14 protein-coding genes and 1 tRNA gene are annotated in these 20,114 nt (G+C 42.7%); 12 read left to right on the forward strand and 3 right to left on the reverse strand.

Annotation, left to right across the window (positions count from 1 at the left end):
- Positions 1 to 67: 67 nt before the first annotated feature.
- From V7K49_RS21575 to V7K49_RS21615, 9 genes are all read left to right on the forward strand, one after another.
- Complete coding sequence (locus tag V7K49_RS21575; RefSeq protein WP_335207370.1) at positions 68 to 277, forward strand: hypothetical protein; 210 nt, start codon at positions 68 to 70, stop codon at positions 275 to 277.
- 51 nt (positions 278 to 328) lie between these two features.
- A complete protein-coding gene (locus V7K49_RS21580) occupies positions 329 to 454 on the forward strand; it encodes a hypothetical protein (protein WP_335207372.1) in 126 nt (41 codons plus the stop codon).
- A 293-nt stretch (positions 455 to 747) separates the two neighbouring features.
- Positions 748 to 1,407: an HAD hydrolase-like protein gene (locus tag V7K49_RS21585; protein WP_335207373.1), complete on the forward strand. Its 660-nt coding sequence runs from the start codon at positions 748 to 750 to the stop codon at positions 1,405 to 1,407.
- 149 nt (positions 1,408 to 1,556) lie between these two features.
- Positions 1,557 to 6,062: an AAA domain-containing protein gene (locus V7K49_RS21590; RefSeq protein WP_335207374.1), complete on the forward strand. Its 4,506-nt coding sequence runs from the start codon at positions 1,557 to 1,559 to the stop codon at positions 6,060 to 6,062.
- Entirely contained in the window at positions 6,001 to 7,872 is a 1,872-nt protein-coding gene (locus V7K49_RS21595; RefSeq protein ID WP_335207375.1) for a hypothetical protein, read from the forward strand. Before V7K49_RS21590 ends, V7K49_RS21595 begins: the two co-directional genes overlap by 62 nt.
- Before the next feature lie 528 nt (positions 7,873 to 8,400).
- Positions 8,401 to 9,540: a glutamate--cysteine ligase gene (gshA, locus tag V7K49_RS21600; RefSeq protein WP_335207376.1), complete on the forward strand. Its 1,140-nt coding sequence runs from the start codon at positions 8,401 to 8,403 to the stop codon at positions 9,538 to 9,540.
- A gap of 335 nt (positions 9,541 to 9,875) precedes the next feature.
- The gene (locus V7K49_RS21605) at positions 9,876 to 10,337 is read left to right on the forward strand and encodes a tRNA (cytidine(34)-2'-O)-methyltransferase (RefSeq protein WP_334866807.1); all 462 of its coding nucleotides are present in this window, start codon (positions 9,876 to 9,878) and stop codon (positions 10,335 to 10,337) included.
- Between the two features lie 792 nt (positions 10,338 to 11,129).
- Positions 11,130 to 13,415 (forward strand): LysM peptidoglycan-binding domain-containing M23 family metallopeptidase, encoded by a 2,286-nt coding sequence (locus V7K49_RS21610; RefSeq protein ID WP_335207378.1) that lies wholly within the window; start codon positions 11,130 to 11,132, stop codon positions 13,413 to 13,415.
- Between the two features lie 166 nt (positions 13,416 to 13,581).
- A tRNA-Met gene (locus V7K49_RS21615) sits at positions 13,582 to 13,655 on the forward strand.
- A gap of 65 nt (positions 13,656 to 13,720) precedes the next feature.
- Here V7K49_RS21615 and V7K49_RS21620 read toward each other — a convergent pair.
- Complete coding sequence (locus V7K49_RS21620) at positions 13,721 to 16,060, reverse strand: amylo-alpha-1,6-glucosidase (RefSeq protein ID WP_335207380.1); 2,340 nt, start codon at positions 16,058 to 16,060, stop codon at positions 13,721 to 13,723.
- Between the two features lie 131 nt (positions 16,061 to 16,191).
- Between V7K49_RS21620 and V7K49_RS21625 the strand changes: the two genes are divergently transcribed.
- From V7K49_RS21625 to V7K49_RS21635, 3 genes are all read left to right on the forward strand, one after another.
- On the forward strand, positions 16,192 to 16,803 hold the full coding sequence (locus tag V7K49_RS21625) for a peroxiredoxin (RefSeq protein WP_334866800.1): 612 nt from the start codon (positions 16,192 to 16,194) through the stop codon (positions 16,801 to 16,803).
- Positions 16,804 to 16,962: 159 nt separating this feature from the next.
- Positions 16,963 to 17,499: a peroxiredoxin family protein gene (locus tag V7K49_RS21630; RefSeq protein WP_334866798.1), complete on the forward strand. Its 537-nt coding sequence runs from the start codon at positions 16,963 to 16,965 to the stop codon at positions 17,497 to 17,499.
- A gap of 57 nt (positions 17,500 to 17,556) precedes the next feature.
- The gene (locus tag V7K49_RS21635; protein ID WP_335207381.1) at positions 17,557 to 18,210 is read left to right on the forward strand and encodes a glutathione S-transferase family protein; all 654 of its coding nucleotides are present in this window, start codon (positions 17,557 to 17,559) and stop codon (positions 18,208 to 18,210) included.
- Positions 18,211 to 18,288: 78 nt separating this feature from the next.
- Here the strand turns inward: V7K49_RS21635 and V7K49_RS21640 are convergent, their stop codons facing one another.
- Together V7K49_RS21640 and V7K49_RS21645 are read right to left on the reverse strand one after the other, a co-directional pair.
- Positions 18,289 to 19,299, reverse strand: a complete 1,011-nt coding sequence (locus tag V7K49_RS21640) for a DnaJ C-terminal domain-containing protein (RefSeq protein WP_334866794.1) — start codon at positions 19,297 to 19,299, stop codon at positions 18,289 to 18,291.
- A gap of 176 nt (positions 19,300 to 19,475) precedes the next feature.
- Positions 19,476 to 19,949 carry an AAA family ATPase gene (locus V7K49_RS21645; protein WP_335207382.1) on the reverse strand — a complete coding sequence of 158 codons (474 nt, stop codon included), beginning with the start codon at positions 19,947 to 19,949 and terminating at the stop codon, positions 19,476 to 19,478.
- Positions 19,950 to 20,114: the final 165 nt, after the last annotated feature.

Consider the following 20,114-nt stretch of genomic DNA (forward strand, 5'->3'; position numbering starts at 1 on the left):
AGAGATTGTGGCATGTGTAGTCTAAAGTAAATATCACTTGATGCTTAATTTAGCTCAAGGGGGTCTAATGATTGATCGCTTTGTAAATCTAATTTTTATCGATTCCTTCGCCGTAGCAATTAACCTGACGTTTGGTACATTGCTTCGGACTAAAATCTGCAACTATTCATGGGATGGAATTGTAGACAATAAGCTTTCAACACCAGAAACTAGCGCTAGTTCTTCTGAGTTGCCACCATCCTTGGAGGAGGTAAATATAACTACTCATATTTCATGAAGCCTGCCTGCTATGTTGGTATCACTTGCGTTCAAGCTGCAAACGCTGTAATTGGTGGCTTGGCGTAGCTTGGCATGTCGTTCAAGAGCGATCGCATCGCAACCAGCAATGCAAAACCCACAGCTAGAAGGGACACTACGGGGTAGTGAGGGAATTATGGAGTATTGGGTCGATTGATTGCGTGTAGGACTTATCTAGTACGCACAAGTCATAGTAGCTAGTTTGTCAAGTTCTTTCAAAGTGTAAATTTTTTAAACGTTCGTTAAACAGCACTTGACAGTCTACCCTAAAGTTGGTATAAGACATTGCAATACCGTAAAAACACCAAGGCTAAAATCTCTAGCCGGCAATGATCCCTTGTCCGTTGTTTTAAACCTGAAAGCGCAATAGTTTTCCTCCCAGCACTGTTTTGAAGGACTACTTAATTGCGCGAAAAAAAATAATTTTTATTTTACAGGAAAGTAAACAGAATGAAAATTTTATTCCTCGACCTGAACGGAACAATTCGCTGTGGAAAAACGGGAAAGTATATTGAATGGCCCCAAGGACAAAAACCGATGCTTGGCGCAGATAAAGCGATAGAGCATTTTGCTGATCGTAATTGGCAGATTATAGGAATATCTAATCAAGCGGCAATTGCAGCCGGGTACAAAATCTTAGAAGCTACAATTGTAGAAATGCAGTTTACTTTAGAGTTATTCCCTAAACTTCAAGAAATATTCTTCTGTCCAGATTTTGAGGGGAGAAAATGTGTAATGGTGTCTAGAGAAAAAACTATTAAATGTTCTCTAGATCCTGAAGAAGGATATGAATTAGTAGGTAACTTCAGAGAAATTAATTTTAGGAAGCCTGGGGATGGAATGCTTAGAGCAGCGATTGAAAAATATTCCCGGATTAATATCGAGTATTTTCTAGAATCATGTCAAGCAAATCCCGAATATGATTGCTGGATGATTGGAGACCGCAAAGAAGATAAAAAAGCAGCAGCAAGCCTGGGGATAAATTATCTTGATGCCGAAATATGGCGGCGGCAGTTTGTGCCAGGAATGCAGGAAGTACGCCAAATTACTCCCATCCAAGTGCGATTTTTGGAAGGAATCGAAATTGACGCTTATACCAATTCTGTGTGAAGATGCGCCAAAATCAAATAGGTGGGTGTTAAAGGTGATGTCAAAATTATAGTTTTGGATTTTCTTCAGCAGAAATTGAAGATGTTGTTCCTTGCCAGCATTTGGGAATACTAAACTTAGAAAACTTTGTTGGCAAAGGCAAGCGGTGGATGAACAATGCCAGAATCTTAACAAATCGTCCCTCTAATAGCCCAGAACTATCTGTTACTACCTCTTTCCAGGCAAATTCCTTAAATATTAAAACAGATTCGGAAAACTGGGGCTATATCTTCTTAGGTTCTTCGGCAATTAATAGCTTAATCAGCAATTTTGAAAGTCAAGCAGCCGTTGAATCCTTACCTGAATTTGGGCAGCGACGAGAGCGTGCTAACGAGATGATATTTGATTTACTAGGTCAAGAGCCTCGCCTAGTCTATGTACGCCGTAAGGGTGCGGGGCAAAATCCTGGAGAAGAAATTTGGGATTTAACCATAGCAACAGACCAGGATGATTTTCAATTACCTGCAAGACTTGAGAAGCTAGGAAAAACACTAGGATTTAGAGCAGTTGTCCAACAAGATGGAAAGGACGGTTTAAAGATACTATCTGCTAGGTTACTACAACTTTCAGAGGGAAATGCTGATGGCTATGCTGTACCTTATCGTTTACGGCTACTGCCTAATCATAAGTATCGTATCGATATTCCGTTAACGGCATTGGCACAGATGGCAGCCATGCCTATATGCGGCGACCATTTGCCTACAGAAGATCATCTACGAATTTGGGAAATATTTTTACAGATTGAGGAAAACATCGCTAAAACACGTCAATTTTGTGTGCCTTTTTTCAGCCACAATGGCTTCGGAAGACCGATCACTTTTAAGATTGACGTAACCTCAGCTACTCTTGACGGTTCTGATGAAAATTCCTTGGCTGTGGAAAACTTCTGGGAACGGGTAAAACGAGCAAAAAATGAAGAGATTAAGCTGTTCGAGACTACTCCCACAGGACAAAACTGGCGCAACAGCCGCCAATTAGGGACTATTGAAGAAATTGTCCCAAACAGTTGCATCATCCGCGTGAGGCTAGAACGCGATTTAGCTGACTACATGGCAGTAGGGCGTTATCAGCTACCAGCTACCGGATTTTTGTTTTTCGAGGCAGTTGGTAACATCCAACAGATTAAACGCAAAAAAGAAGCTTTGACACAATTAAAACAGGGACGCACTCAAAATCCCTATTTAGGAAAATTTTTATTCGACGCCTCTCAAGCAAGACCTATTCAAAAAACCGTTGAATTGCAACCAGAAGATTTGTTGTTATCCTCAGCTAATCCTAGCCAGAAAGCAGCAGTAGAAACAGTGCTTGCAGCTGAGGATTTAGTTCTAATTCAAGGCCCACCAGGTACTGGTAAAACTACTGTAATTGCCGAGATTTGCTATCAAGTTGCTCTCCGGGGTGGACGCACTCTAATTACTTCTCAAGCCAATTTAGCAGTAGATAACGCCCTGAGTAGATTAGTTCATAACCCAGTGATTCGGGCTGTGCGAAAAGGAAACGCCGAAAGAGTTGGAGAGGAAGGACAGCCATTTCTAGAAGATCGAGTGATTAGCACATGGTTAGAAAATACTGCTACGGATTGCAAAAAAAATCTTACCCAACGCCTCAATAATGTAAAAATTTTACAGCAATTATTGGCTGCATCACAACGCTTCATAGCATACCTGAAAGTAGAAGAGGGATTTAAGGTAAAGCAGAATTTATTACAGATGCGTAAAGCAAATTTAGAGTCAGCTTGTACCACTCAAAAAAATGAATCACAACAAGCAGCAAAACAGCTAAAAGAGGTCGAATTTCTGAAAACTGCTTTGGAGGATTTGCTGAATCAAGCACCTTCTGTAGACTGGCAAGATCCAGCACTTCTTAATTTCTGGGCAGGTCTGAATCAATACATATCTACAGACGCTTCCTTACGAAATTTTGCTGCAAATATTAAATTAGCAATTGATTTAGCTTTTGAACTTGGTATGGTTCGCCCAAATTACAGCTTATTTGGTTTAGCCGCCTGGTTGCAAAATACTGTAGCTTCTTGGATTACTGAAGTTCGCACAGCATTAGCCTACGCTAGTAATATATCTATTGCAATGACCGAAGCGGAATTAGCTGCACAGACTTACACACAAAATTCAGAATCTCTTGCTCGTCTAAAGTCAAATCAACAACAATTTCTTACTAATCAGCAAAGCTTACAATCAAGAATTAAAAATCTACACAACCATGAATCTGAGGTCAGTTTAGCAATAAGTGACCTTGATATATGGCTGTCTACAGCTAATTTAAATATCGTCAATGTATTGACACAGTACTTACAAAATCGTCAAGACTTTACAGTTGACTTAATCTCATTACCTTCGGGATTACGAAGCATGACGATGGAAGCTCAATATCTACCCTGGCAACAAAGTCTTGATCAGTGTCGGGTAAAAGTTAATGAGTTAATTCAGAAATACCATGAAAGGGATAGGGTATGCAGTCGGGTTAGTGAAATCAGAGATTTACTCGTGCGGGGGCGAAATATACTAGGTCATCGCTCAATCAATGAAGCTGCTATTTCTCAGGTGAGCGTTAGTAAAGCGCTAGACCCTGTGGAATCCCTCATAAAGCTGAAGCAACTAGCACAAAATAGCATTGATGACATTGAGAAACCACTAGGGGTGTGGGGTCGGATTATTGAATGGGTGCTTACGGTTGCTGTTAACCAGCAAAGTTTGGATTCCATAGCTCAAAAGTTACATCCATATAGCCGCCGTTATAGCGCGGCGGTAACTCTTGAGGCTATTAGGAGACAAGCCCAGATTATATGTCAAAGAGTTCAACCTGTTGAGAGTGAATCGGCTATCTCCCAAATTACAGCGGAGGTGGTTAACGGCATAGTTACGAGTGCGCGTACATGGCTGAAGCAACTACAGGCTGAAACAGAAAATGACCGAAAGCAGGTTGAAGCTCAATTAAATGAACAGATGAGGTTGGCGGCTCATGAGCAGCAAAGAATATCTGCTAATCAAAAGCAGCTAGAAACTTCTCGCAGTGAGACTCACTTCAAATTTAAAAGAGCAATCGCACTTTCACAAGAACTTTCATCCTTTCCACACTTACCCAATGAATTAAGACTTTTAGTGCAACGATATCTCAATAATTCCTCAAATATTCTGACTGAATCCCCACAATTTACAGCAAAACTACGGATCTGGGAAAATCGGCTAAAACAACTTGATAGTTTGATTTACTTAATCGATCCTTTTGCTACACTTTTGACTATCAAAGACCTTCTGGGAGTTCATATTTCTAGCTTACAGACAACAACTGAAACTTACAAAAGCCAATTTATAGAAACTCAAAGCCAAATACAAACAATTGTTGAACTTTTACAGCAACAATTAAAATATATATCAACTGAGCGAAACTGGTGGCAGTCTATTTGGGAAGCTATTCCTGATAAAATCAAGCCTGAAACTAATTCTATAGACTTGTTTAATCTAGATTATTTATGTAACATCAAAAATAATTTTGGATTTTGGCAACAGCAACTCCAAAAAGAAGAAAATTATCTTAATAAATATCAGAGTTTTGTACAAGATTGGATTGGAAAATTAAGAAAGCCAACAGAAGGCGATCGCACAGATTTAAGGCATATTTATCTAGATAATGCCAACGTCGTTGGTATCACCTGTGTTCAAGCTGCAAATTACCATTTTTCACAAGAATTCAAATACTTTGATGTCGTCATTATTGATGAAGTTAGTAAATGTACTCCTCCAGAGTTATTAATCCCCGCCTTGAAAGGTAAAAAGTTGGTTATGGTAGGCGACCATCGACAATTACCACCCATGCTTGACACGAAGACTTTAGAAGAAGTTTCTCAAGAGATTGGCAGCACAAATACGGAACTACAATTATTGCAAGAATCACTATTTAAAATTCAGTTTGAAGCTGCTAATGATAGCATCAAACAAATGTTAACTACACAATATCGAATGCACCCTATAATTATGGGTGCAATCAATCAGTTTTATGACGGTAAACTAGAATGTGGTATCTTAAAGCCTGATACCAAACGCGCACATAATCTAGAATGCGAAATAATTAAACCAGAGAACCATCTTATCTGGATAAAAACGCCTCGAGGAAATGAGTTTAAAGAGGAAGAAGATGGAACTTCTTACTTTAATCCTAAAGAAATTGCTGCGATTCAACTTTTGTGTAAGCAATTTGAGAGTGCTTGGTCTTCTAAAGTTGCTAATGGTGAACCAAAAAAACAAATCGCCGTGATTACATTTTATGGCGCTCAACTCAGAAAAATTGATAAATCCCTGCAATCTGAACATTTTCCATCACTGCAAATTACCACTGGTACGGTAGACAGATTTCAAGGTATGGAACGACTTATTGTAATTGTTAGTATGGTTCGCAATAATAGTAGAGGAGATGTGGGATTTGCCAAGAAGCCAGAACGGGTTAATGTTGCATTTTCCCGCGCTCAAGAACTATTAATAATTGTGGGTTGTCATTCGCTATTTACTCAGCAGCGTGGACAAATAGGGAGTATGTACTCCAATGTTTCAAACATCGTACGTCTACATGGAGGTTTCGTTGATGTTTCTCGCCTCTTCTGCTAAACCGATTGATGACAATCTCAAAAATTTAGTAGACGAAATAGAAGCGCAAAGTCTTAGTTTATCAGTTTTAGCAGCGCGTCAATTTCGCTATAGCTTGCGTCAAACTCCGGTAAAAGTAGAAATCAAGGAACCCCGCCAGTTTAACGTACTCGAAGAATTTATAATCCGCGCTGCTATTGAATTTCAACCTCCGCCAACAGAGGATGAATTAGCCTCTGTACTTGGGCTTGATTCTGTATTTATCCAAACTACTACTGTAACTCTTCGTTCATTACAAACTCTATCAGCAACATCGCCAATTACAGTCACTCCTGAAGGGCGTTCATTTTATGAAAAAGGGTCTGTACCACAGCCCCCATATCCTGTACAGCTTAATGCTATTACAGACCTTTTAAGCGACAAAATCACCTTTCAAGCTGAATCCTTAAACGAGACAGTGATAAATTTGCCTGACTTGGCAGATTTTATAACTATTGATAATACAATTACTGATATTTCCATGTTACCCCTTGAGGAAATACAAAAAAGTATTCAGGCTTCAGGTTTAGCACTTCATATGCCAGAAGATGGAAAAATTATTACTTCGTGTAAGGTAGTAGCTTCGACTCAAAAAATTTGGAGGAAGATATCACTTTTTGTTATCTTCGATGCCCTTGAAGATAAGTTGAGTATCCAAATAAGAAATGGAAAGCAAATTTTAGAGTCAGCATCAAATTGGTTAGAAGTGCTACACGCTGAAGGGAAAATATCTTTGCAAGCATTATGTAAATTGTCAACCGAAACCATTAATTTTGAGCGTGAAGCCATTCTCAAGCAGAAAAAGACTGAAACAGAAGCTAGGCTCGAAAATATTCGCCAAAAGGCGCTAGAAAATGCTACAAAAACCAGTGAAAAAGTAGATAATTCTACAGTCTTAGGTGAAGCCATACAGTTACGTAATGGACAAATTAGCCAAGCTTTTTCAGAAGTTTTAAATTCGGCTAAAAATCAGGTTTTGATTTATTCTCCTTGGGTGAATCAGTCTGTTGTAAATGAAAAATTTTTAACTCTGTTACAAAAATTAGCTAATCGCGGAGTTTGGATTTTAATTGGACATGGAATTTCGCAACGACAAGAAGATGAAGATAAACCAATACCACTAGAAGTAGAGAAAAAACTTCGAGCGATAAAAACACCTGATGGTTTGCCATGTGTACAGGTTTTTTGGTTGGGAGATTCCCATGTCAAAGAAGTAATAGTTGATCAGGAAATCCATCTTTGTGGATCTCATAACTGGCTATCTTATCGCGGCGATTACCTACCACGAGGTGAGTCAGTTTATAAAGTAACAATTCCCTATCAAGTTCAGGAAGCTTATGAATTTCTCGCTAATCGCTTCCAAAATCACGCTCAAAAATTATGGAAAAATGCTCTAGAAAACCGCGATTATAAACTGGCTGTAGAGTCTTTATGTGTGTGGGGTGCGCTAGGTATGGAAGATATTGCACTCAAAGAGATACAGCAAAATAATTGGCTGGAACTTCTGCCTGTGTGGTTAAATGTAGCACTTCAAGGATTAAGGTCGAAGAATATACAAGCTGATTCAGCAATTTTTAAAACAGCACTTTCGTTGCTGAATCAGGTTTCTATTGAAGAGGCTTTGACCCTGCAATTGCAACAGGGATGGCGTCAGGTTGTAGGCGCGATCGCAATTAACAATCCTAAAACTGCTTTAAACTTACTTAGTGATGAAGTATGGGCGCAGTTACTCCGTCTCAATATTGTTCAAGATAAGGATTCACCCAATGATTTTATATTGCAACATAGATAACTCAATAGCAAAAACTCTCAGCATTACACTAAAGGCTTTTACTATCGAGTTATCTATAGTTATCCCTTCATGCTACCTTGTTATTATCTAAGTATGAATAGCAATGCCACAACATAAAACATCATGGTGTTAGCATTATATTTCCTACTTTAATGTAATATTAATACCTCAGTGGTATACACGCAAAACTGATATATATCTTTGGACATATATTTTTGTTTTAAATTAGCAGACGATTTTTAATAAAAAACCTATTGAACGGAGTGTCTTTGGTCTACGCTAACTGTCTAAAACGACCGAGTTTCAATAACATACATGATGTCTATTTGTACAGTGCGTGAATCATAATTAGGATATTTTTCATACTTAAGTAATAATAATTTTCCCGAAGATAGGCAATAAATCTGTCGTCCTGATTTGGTATGAGTTGGCAATTCAATGATTCTTAACCTTTGATTGACTTAAAGATAGATTCAGAGATTCGTCTTCTTCGATACAATTTATAGGCAGAGAGCCGAGGAGAACAAGGTGGTCTTATTAAAAGGCTTTGAGATTGAGATTTACACTGGCACGCCTCAAGGTGAAATCGTAGGTCTCTCCGACAAAATTGTTGCAGCTTTGGATGGATTTATGCGAGAGCCAGATAGCCGCAACGTCGAATACATAACCGAACCATCCCCTAATTACGAGAATTTATTGTGTGCCTTGCTGCGTCCCCGGCGGGAGTTGCGAAACTACCTCAATCGCTTGGGCGATTACACCCTGATACCTGGGAGTACTTTATCTTTGGGTGGGGGCGATCGCTTTCTGCGTTCCGATCCAGCAAACCCCTATCATGACTACATTGAGAACACCTACGGGACGAAAGTAGTCACCGCCAGCGTACATATCAATGTAGGCATCAGCGACCCAGAAGTATTAATGCGGGCGTGTCGGGTGATCCGTATGGAAGCACCTCTATTTCTCGCCCTTAGCGCCTCATCTCCCTTCCTAGATGGCAAAACTACTGGCTATCACTCCACCCGTTGGGGCCTATTTCCGCAAACGCCTAGCCATGTACCGTTATTCGCCAGCCACGCCGATCATATTCAGTGGGTGGAAAATCAACTCGTTGCAGGAACCATGCAAAACGTGCGGCATTTGTGGACATCAGTGCGACCAAATGGCCATCGCCGTCCCTATGACTTGAATCGCTTAGAATTGCGAATTTGCGATTTAGTCACAGATCCCATTGCCTTGCTAGCTATTACTGGCTTATTAGAAGCGCGTTTGTTGCAAGTAATCGAAAATCCCAGCATCGATCCATTAACCCAAAGTACCTTCTCTGGTGAAGAACTCGTCACCTTGACTGGTGACAACGAAGCTGCTGTTGCTGCTGGTAGTCTCGATGCTCAACTGAGGCATTGGCAAGATGGCAGAAGTATCCTAGCCAGAGATTGGATTGCCCAAATGTACCAAGATGTTTGGGCGATCGCCAAACAACAAGGCTTTAGCTGTTTCCTTTCCCCTTTACACAAAATCCTCCGCGAAGGCAATGAAGCTCAACAGTGGTTGCAATTACACTCAGTCGGTTTTGACAGCCAGCGCGTCATCACTCAGGCTATTGTCGCCACCCAAGAGCGCGAAATCGAACTCGAAGACAAATTGTGTTCGTCCCTATTAGCTTAATTGAGGAGGCAGAGGATGAGGGAGATGAGGGAAAAATAATTAATGGCCAATGCCCGCATCTCGTGTCTTCAAACAAATGGTATATTTTCTTGGAGACACTACTCACGCCAAAAGACAGGAACACTTATCTTCTCTACATAAAACTTAATATTTCATGATTTTAGCCAAATATCCTCTCAGACCATTGCTCTGGGAGGGTTTGTGCTTTGGTTTAAAAATTTAATCAATGGAGAATGCTTGATTATTATTAACAAAACCTATGAATAGCCTCTACCCTTTGGTAGATTTAACATTGACAATCAATTATTTTATACAATACGTAGATTATACGGATAATGCCTCAGGTAGTTTTAGTTAACCCACAAATCCCTCCTAATACAGGTAATATTGCTCGGACTTGTGCAGCTACGGGTACAGAGTTGCATCTGGTGGGCCCTTTGGGCTTTGAAATTAGCGATCGCTACCTCAAAAGAGCTGGATTAGATTACTGGCCTTATGTCAAACTGCACTATCACGAATCCCTAGAAGCCTTTAAAAGCGTACATCAAGAGCGTGGAGGCAGATGGTTGGGTTATACTGTCGGTGGAAATTTTAATTATGTCAGCTTTCAGTTTCAACCTGATGATTGGCTGCTGTTTGGTAGTGAAACCACGGGCTTACCAGCAACAATTCTGTCAGATTGCGATGCTACTCTGTATATTCCCATGAGCCAACCGGGGGTTCGCAGCTTGAATCTGTCAGTAAGTGTGGCAATTGGCTTATTTGAAACCCGTCGTCAGTTAGGCTATCTACAATAGCTGTTTACCTGCATGACTATAAGTATATTTACTAATGCTCTCTCCAAATATCTATTAGATGAATGATTTGTGGCAGCAAAAATTTGCTGAATACGGCAGTAATATGTAAAAAAGTATACTCTAATTTTGTTTTTTTCGTAAATTGTAGTGGAAGATACTTACAAACACAGGAAGGTTGTTATAAGAAATTTGTATATAAAACTTGGGATAATGCCAAATTTGAATGGTAGATTTTGATCAATTTGAAACATCTAAACTGGGGAACAAAAGCGCTAAAATCCAGTCATGTCTGGTATTTGAGCCATTTTGGATTTAGGAACGCTAGAAAGCAGCCCCAAAGTAGCCGATAGTTAATACGGTTGTTTTTTAAGGAATAATCAACGTAAAGTCTCGTCTTGAAGAAGACTGATTGGGTAGAAATATCTTGAAGATATCTACAGCAGGGGGCATCACTTTTCCAAAAGTCGCAGCAATTTAATTCTCGGCAGCGACTATGGACTTGGCAAATAGTTTGTCCAGTCCCCGCGATTGACGCAAGACAGGCGCGGATAATGGTAAAGAGTATAAATGTCCTAAGTGGTGTGAGGAGTGGTTGGGATAAGAAAACACAGCAAACTTTAAGTTTTGCTAACACGTGTGAACTTGTCTAAATCAGAGAAGCAGGTTAATCTTGCGTAAGCATCTCTGGTGAATGTGATCTTGATCTATCGTTCGTTGTGATCTAAATCATTGACTAGTATCCAACTGAAAAATCGAGGTCAGTTAAGCGCTAGTGATCATAGGAGGTCGTCTTTGAAACGAGCATTGAAAAAGAGAGTAAAAGCTGTGTTGAACAATAACCCCAGCAGCGATGATGCCCCGGTAGAACTGCTAAATGTGATGAATCCAAAAGTTAACCGCCGGGTGCGGACAAAAGCCGCCATGATTGGCTTGGCAATCTCTATGGGAGCAACCAGCCTTTTGGTGACTCGACAAAGCGATCAAGCCCAAGCAGCGGTGCCAGTAGGCAGCCAAAAGGCAACGTCAACGATTCCTGCTGTTTCTGACACTCAGGTGAAATTCGCCTCCACAAAGCTGGAGTCCCAAGCAGTCTCATCAGCGAGCGTGCCGGAAAATCCTGTGATCGTGGAACCAACGGCAGTCTCACAAGTGCCTGGGCTTGAAGCTAAATGGCAAGTCGCGGCAAATGGAATGTCTTTGCAAGTTCCTGCATTAGCAACGTTTTCCCAAGCAACAGCGGCTTATAAAAATTCCACCCACCTGAAGCCTCAAGTGGCACAGGGAGTGAACAATACCTTAGCCGAAACTAGTTTCCCAACAGTCAATAATCTGTCTGACTCTAGTGCTGATGGTGTTGGTATTACAAATGCATCACTAACTGCCCAGCCACAAACAGTGGCAATATCTGGCGCAGCCAATAGTGAAATAAATGCACAACTTAAGGCGCAACAAGAGTTCGCACTGAATCGCTTACAAGAAAAATCGAACCGTTTAAGAAACAGTCTGGCACAGTTGCGCTCTGGGGAGACCAAAAATTTATCACAAGCTGATATGGGGTTGGTGCAGCCGACGACTGTAGTTGAGAAAATTGTATTAGCTCAGTCGGACACTTCTGGCGATGCGAGCAAAGCAAAGTTGATATCGAGGTTAAAACACAAGACACAGACGACTGCACTAACACCAGCTACACCAACAGTTATTGCGTCCTCGGCTCGAACAGCCTACGAAGTTAAGCCTGGAGATACACTAGCAGCGATCGCCAGCAGATACAATACTTCAGTACCAGAACTTGTTAAGGCAAATAACCTCAATAATCCAAATGAACTGCAAATTAGTCAAAAACTGATTATTCCTGCTGCTCAAGTTGAGGCAATTGTAGCGACCAAGCCCACTTTTGTAGAGTCCAGCAAAACTCCTCATGCTGCCACCTCCCCTGTGAACATTGGTAGTGCCAACTCATATCTACCTACTTCACAATCACCAACTATTGCCGACAACAGTAGCGTTACCGTCCCTACACCGGTAACTGTTCAGATTCAGGCAAATAGTGCGACCGACTTAGAAACAGCCCCTCCCACGGCTAGATCTTACGGCGTCGGGGGTGAAGGTCCAGTGCCAACAGCTTTTGCTGAAATGCAACAGCCGAAAACACCAACAAATAGGGTAGCAAGGGGAAACAATAACGACCGTTTGCGGGGCTTGCAAGGGGAAATTCAGAGGTTACAGCAGAAATATCGCGCTCAACAGTCTGGTAACTTAATTGTGCCAGTAGCAGCTAGCGAAATGAATAATGCTGCAATGCTCACTCCTATTTCTACCCCCAATAATTTCACAGTACCCAATCCCGCAGTTAGACCGAATAGTGTAGCAATACCAATTCCAGTTCCTACACCTATTAGGTCTAGCTATAGCGTTCAGCCAATTAAGCCCCAATTCAGTACTGCTGTACGCCCTACCGAGCCAGTAAACCCAGAGTTCTTGCCTAATCTAGGGTCTGCTAGCCAGTGGACTCCCTCTAGCACTCCATCGGGCACAAGAGTTGCAACGCCTCCTAGAAGAGTAAATGCCTCTGACTCCTTAGGAATGATGCGGGGAAGGACAGTTTCTCCACAGGTGATGCCACCTTTGGCAGCAGTGGATCAATATTTGCCTAGACCCATTGACGAACTGATACCTCCTCCATCTACTTCAACCTTAGCTTACAACTGGCCTGCGAAGGGCACTCTCACTTCTGGCTTTGGTATGCGTTGGGGAAGACCGCACAAGGGAATTGATATTGCTAACTCCACTGGCACACCCATTGGTGCTTCAGCGGATGGTGTAGTAGAAAAAGCAGGCTGGAACAACGGAGGCTATGGTAATGTTGTCGATATCCGCCATCCTGACGGCAGTCTGACTCGGTACGCTCATAACAGTAAGATTCTGGTACAACCAGGTCAGCACGTGCATCAAGGACAAACAATTGCTTGCATGGGCAGCACTGGTCACAGCACTGGGCCACACAGCCACTTTGAAATCCATCCACCAGGTAAGGGTGCTGTTAACCCAATAGCCTTCTTACCACCAAATCGCGTGTAATTCTTGACTGTCTCTAACTAAATCATTGCCTTGTTAGTTGAGGGAGGTAAACTCCCTTTTTTGCTTTCTATTACCTCAACAGGGATGGAAACTGTAATAAAATTGCAAAAGGGGCTAGTTTTGAGCAAATTTGTATGCTATATTAATGAATGATTTGGATAAATATGGCTCAGTAGCTCAGTTGGTTAGAGCACGGGACTCATAAGCCTGGGGTCGTTGGTTCAACTCCGACCTGAGCCACTTTAAAATTTATAAGTAGTGAGCGATGAGTGGAAAGTTTGACTTTTAACACTCAAGACTCAGCACTATTTTATATGGCGGATGACTTCAGCAACAGACCAAGCTTGAGCGATCGCTCCTCTGGGTGTATGAGGTGCATCGCCATCAAAAATCTCAGAAATAGAACCAAGACTTGCGCCAGATAAGAAGTGATCTAGTAAGGGTTGCCAATCAAAAGGCAGTGATTGTTGTAGATAAAAACGTTGCCAAGCACGAATAAATGGGCCAATTAGCCAAGCCCAAACAGTGCCTTGGTGATAAGCGCGATCGCGTTGCTCTTGGTTACCCTCATATCTCCCTTTGTATTCGGGATCTCCCGGATCGAGGCTGCGAAGACCATAGGGGGTAAGCAAGCTGGCAGTTGCCAAATCTAATACTTGACACCCTTGCTGTGGAAAAAACCCACAATGGTGCAGTGACAGTGCCAAAACGGCATTAGGACGAATTTGAAAATTCCGGCGATCGTCTGGCTCAATAGTGTCGTACAAATAACCTAGCTGAGGATTCCAAAACTTTTGCAGAGAGGTTTTCACCTGTTGTGCTTGCTGAGTATAACGTTGTGCTTGCTTAGTGAGACGCACTGGATCGCCAAACTTAAGCTCGCTCAAGCGTTCTGCCCACTGACTCAGCCAACATAAAGCTGAATACCACAGCGCATTAATTTCCACTGGCTTACCATGACGGGGAGTGAGAGGGTGTGCCCCAATTACCACATCCATCCAGGTGAGGGCTACACCACGAGCATCCCAACTAATTAGCCCATCAGTAGCATCAACCTGGATATTGTAGCGTGTACCACCAACAAAGGCTTTGTGGATTTGTTGGACTACGGGGAATTGCTCTGCCAAAAATTCCCAGTCTTGGGTAGCTTCTAAATAAAGTCCTAAAGTTTCAATCCACCACAGTGCCACATCGATACTGTTATAAAGTGGTTCGCCATCGGCATCAGGAAATGCATTAGGAATCAAACCGTGGCGACAGTAATGCCCAAAAGTCCCCAATACTCTTTTTGCCAGGTCAAAGCGCTGTGGAACTAGTGCCAACCCAGGTAAGGCGATTAATATGTCGCGTCCTCGGTCATTAAACCAGTGATAACCAGCAATGATTGTGGGGCCTGCAATTGAGGCTCTATAAACGATAAACTGATCGCTTGCTTTGAGTAGTTGCTGCCAGATTGTAGATTGGGGATTGGGGAACTCGGGGCCCCCTCTGGGGATAAGGGGTAATGGGCATTGGGGAGCCAGCGCTGTGGTGAGGCAGTCCGGTCTTCGAGACGCCAAGGGCGATAGCGCAGCGTTAACGAGTCCGCGTCCCTTGCGCGTCTGGTAGAGAGCGTCTGGGGGTTTCCCCCAGGAGGAACTGCCAAAAGGGTTTTCCGACTTGAGGCGACTGGCGTCATGGGGCATAAGAGGCAGAGGTCTAGGGATGGGGGGCAAAGGGGATTGGGGCAGAGAGATTCGATTCTTTATCACTCCTTTGCTCCTCTGCTCCTCTGCTCCTCTGCCTCCCTCGCTCCAGCCAAAAATCTGGGAGAGCCGTTCTTGCTCTGCCTCCACGGCTTCTGCAAAGGTTTCGGAGGTGAGAACACCTGCCATCGAGTCGGGAAAACCGACTCGTGCTTCTAGAGTCACCGCATCTCCTGGTTGCAGTGTGACTATCAAGTAACCAGGACTGTAGAGGTCTTCCTTGTTGCCTAATCCCCGTTTTGTTTCCTCAGGCAATCCATAATTCCAATACCAAACTGCATCTGATTGATAATTTCCTTGTGTCCAACGCAAGTGCCAAGGTATACCAAAATGCCCATAATTTTTTGCTTGCAGACAGACTTGCTGTTGCCCAAGCAATTCTGAGAACTGTAATCCTTGACTAGCAGTTTGCTGGTGGTGAAAATCACGTTCTGCTATCAGCAGTCGCAGCCGTAAAATCGCTGTGTCACTTCCTTCATAGCGATATTGGATCAAAATTCTATGACCAAATTGGGCAGGGGCATTGCTTATCTCCCTTTGTCCCCAGTCCCCAGTCCCCACTAACCCATAGGGCATCACCAATTGTCTAGTTAACTGCCAGTTATCTTGACCCCAAATCCATTTTGGAACTGGGTTAATATCAAAACAGCGTAGCAGTTCGTAGCCTGTCAGTTCAATCTGACTGTTACCCCAAACATTTGTCCCCAGTGCCACAACGCCCCCAAATACTTCTAAGCTAGCTTCTAGGTGCGAAAACAGCAGAGTCCGCCCAGAAGGCGGGTTTGTAGCGGTAAACAGCCAACCGTGATAAGTGCGTGTGCGGACATCAGAAACCGTACCGCTGGCAAAACTTCCCAAGCCATTGGTAAGCAACCATTCTCTTGTATCTAAATCGGGCATTTGCTACTCAAAATCGTTATGAGTATGATATAGTCGTAACAGATTGTAATTAAACTGTGACAGCGTAGATGGGTGAGTTTTAGCTGACCCGAATTCTAACGCTACTAAACGGATAAAGGAGAATTAGGTTAATGTCCCTCACTTACGGAACCGAAGAAAGCCTCCGCGTTGGTCAACAAGCTCCCGATTTCACAGCAACGGCTGTGGTCGATCAGGAATTTAAGACAATCAAACTTTCCGATTATCGCGGTAAATATGTCGTCCTGTTTTTCTACCCACTAGACTTTACCTTTGTTTGTCCCACTGAGATCACAGCATTTAGCGATCGCTACGAAGAATTCAATAAAATTAATACAGAAGTCCTTGGGGCTTCCGTTGACAGTGAATTCTCCCACCTCGCTTGGATTCAAACTGATCGTAAGTCTGGTGGCGTCGGCGACCTAAATTATCCTCTAGTCTCAGACATTAAGAAAGAGATTAGCGCCGCTTATAACGTGCTTGACCCAGCAGCAGGCATTGCCTTGCGTGGTCTGTTCCTCATCGATAAAGATGGTATCATACAGCACGCCACCATCAACAACCTAGCTTTTGGTCGCAGCGTTGATGAAACCCTGCGGACATTGCAAGCAATTCAGTATGTTCAGTCTCACCCCGACGAAGTTTGCCCAGCTGGTTGGCAACCTGGTGACAAGACAATGAATCCTGACCCAGTGAAGTCTAAAGTATACTTCTCTGCTGTCTAAATTTTGCTAGCTAGCAAACTCTAATCCATCCTGTTGGAATTAAGAGTAAAATCAATGAAAACCACAGATAAATAGAGATACACGATTATTCAGTGTCAACCTCCATATCTATCTGTGGTTTTTTCATCTAATAGTATTTAAATAATCACGGTTAAAATTATGCTTACTTCAACTGATTTTAGTGGTTTATTAAATGAGCGCTTCTTCCGCAATTTTTTACCAGTTCCAGCAACACATCAACTCAGATTAGGAGTGGGAACGCCAGATTTTCAACTGCCAGATATTACCAACGGGACTTTAGTAAAATTGTCTGATTATAAAGGCAAGCAACCAGTATTAGTTGCCTTTACTCGCATCTTTACCGAAAAGCAATATTGTCCTTTTTGTTTTCCTCACATCAAAGCTTTGAAGGAGAATTACGAGCAATTCAAAAAGCGTGGTATAGAAGTTTTGATGATTACTAGTACCGATGAACGGCAGAGTCAAATAGTTGTGAGAGATTTAGGCTTACAAATGCCGTTGCTGAGTGATCCAAGTTGTCGCATATTTCGTACCTATCAAGTAGGACAAGCACTGGGAGCGCCTTTACCAGCCCAGTTTGTATTAGATAAAGAAGGAAAACTCCGTTACTGGCATTTATTTTCTTTTCTGGATCACAACGCCAGTGTTGAGACATTGTTAGAACAATTCAATTGAGTATAAGCTGTAAGATTGGCAATGTCCGCCCTACTTATAAAGCTGTGAGGTTTTCTTGTGCTAACACTTTACCACACGCCTTTTTCTCCCAACTCGCGCCGCGTCTGGATTACTCTCCTGGAAAAAGGACTTGAATTTGAATTGGTAGAGATAAAACTGGATGGAGAGCAGTTTAAACCAGAGTTTTTGGCAATTAGCCCCTTCCACCATATTCCAGCTTTGGTAGATGATGGCTTTAATGTAGTGGAATCTTTGGCAATTCTGGACTATTTAGAGGCAAAATATCCTACACCTGCGATGTTGCCAAAAGATGCCAAGGATTTAGCGATCGCCCGGACAGTACAACTGGTAACTGTGAATGAGCTTTTGCCAGCAGCCACCACCTTTCTACCTCAGTTTCTCGGCTTGCCTGGAGGAGATCCAGAAAAAATCGAGAAGGCACAGCAAAAAATTGCCACAGTACTGAAGTTTTTTGAAAATTTATTAGACGAGCGCCCTTACTTTGCTAGTCAAAACCTCACTCTTGCCGAAGTTGTGGCTGGAACTGTAGTAACTGTGCTGCCAAGTGTAGGCATTTCCTTAAGTGACTATCCAAAACTGAGCGCTTGGCATGATCGCTTAGTAGCACGGACAACGTGGCAAGCTACCGAAACTACTCCGGAGGCAATGGAAGCGTTTAAGTCCATCGTGCTGGCGAGAATGGCACAGTAAATTCTATACCTAACTAATTTAGAGACGCGAAGCTGACTTCGTGCCGCAATGCTTTCGTGTCTCTACAATCCAAAATATTTACAGCTTGACTTGCTGCAAATGACTGCGGGGATTATAAGTACGTATAGCCCGGATTTTTTCATAATATTCCCGCTCCTGTTGGCTGAGGTCTTTTGGTGGTGCGATCGCCACCTTCACCAACTGATCGCCGCGTCCACTCTTGGCGAGAGGCCAACCTTTGCCACGTAAACGCAGCGATTGACCAGAACGCACTCCCGCTGGTAGCTTGACATTAACTGAACCATCAGGTGTGGGTACATCAATAGACGCTCCTAAAGTAGCTTCATCTGGTGTGATTGCCACTTCGCACACCAAGTTATCGCCTTCCATTTGGAAGAACGAGTGCGGCTGAAGTTCGACTTTTAAGTACAAATCCCCGCGTTGTTGAGTCATCGGGTTGATTTGACCTTTACCCCGCACGCGCAGGCGAGTACCAGGTTTAGCCCCAGATGGGATACGAACATCAATTGTTTCGTTACCTAAACTGAAGCGCTTTTGCACACCATTAAATGCTTCAGCAAAAGTTAGGCTGATTACAGCTTCTGTGTCCTGCGAAGTACCCGCACCTGCATCTTGAAACCCATAATCGTTAAAGCTACTAAAACCAGTTGACGAACCTGTGGAAGTCCGGTAAGAGTAATTTTGTGAGTAACTTTGTTGTCGTCCACCACGAGGGCTAGCACCGCCAAAGCGTCCTAGCAACTCATTAATGAACTCATCAAAATTGCCGTATTGACTGAAGTCAAAGCCACCCATATCAGCACCAACACCGCCAGATGGGAAACCTTCACCAGCTTGTTTCCAATATTGACCAAATTGGTCGTATTTTTTGCGTTTATCTGTATCTGACACAACTTCGTAGGCTTCGCTAACTTCTTTGAAGCGTGCTTCTGCCTGTTTGTTATTTGGGTTGACATCGGGGTGATATTTGCGGGCTAGTTTACGAAAGGCTTGTTTAATCTCCTCCTGACTGGCAGTCTTACTAACTCCTAAAATTGCGTAATAGTCTTTGAAGTCGGTTGCAGCCATCTACTAGTCTCCTATAGAAATTCCTGTTATGTTTTTTTTAAGATCACAGATGTTTAATTGCTAGGTATAGTGCCAAGCAATAAAGAATCTAATTTTAAATTAGCAAACAATATAGAAAATCAAGTGTGGTTCTTGCTCACCGTGTGATCGCAATTTCCGTACTCCGATTTTTCTGATCAGCGGATCAGCCTGTCTAACCCTTCTTCCAGGCTTGGGGGAGCATCCCTGAGTTGACGGTGCATCCGCAAAATAATTTCTTCCGGAACCTGGCGCGATCGCCTTTTATTGCGTGCCAAACACAGCCAAACTGGCGTATCCACCAAAATTCCCGTAATGTGGGTAAAGCCCAAGTCACGGGCTAAAGCAATGACTTCACGTCGATGGCGGCGCTGGGCGTTGGTAGCGTCGAAAATTGCTGTATTTTCTGTAGAAATAGCTTGCTGAAATTGGCGTTCTACTTCTTGCCAAATCAGCAGCCAGGATCCCTGAATGGCTTGCGAACCGAACAGTTGCCCCCGGATGGCATCCGTAGAAATCAGCGATATCTGGGGGCATTGTGCCAGTAATGTTTTTGCCAAAGTTGACTTACCACTACCTGGAAGACCAATCAGTAATAGAAGTGAGGAGTGAGAAGTTACAGCAGTTTTCATGTATTTGAATCACATCTGTCGTAGAGGCGCAAGGCCTTGCGCCCCTACCGCGTGGTCTATTTACCTGAAAATAACTGTAAAAGTGAAGAATTAAAAGTGAGGAGTGAAGAGTAATCAGAATTTATAGTCATTAACTCCTAACTCCGTACAGACGCGATTAATCGC

This window comes from Nostoc sp. (assembly GCF_036919675.1).
Classification (GTDB): Bacteria; Cyanobacteriota; Cyanobacteriia; order Cyanobacteriales; family Nostocaceae; genus Nostoc.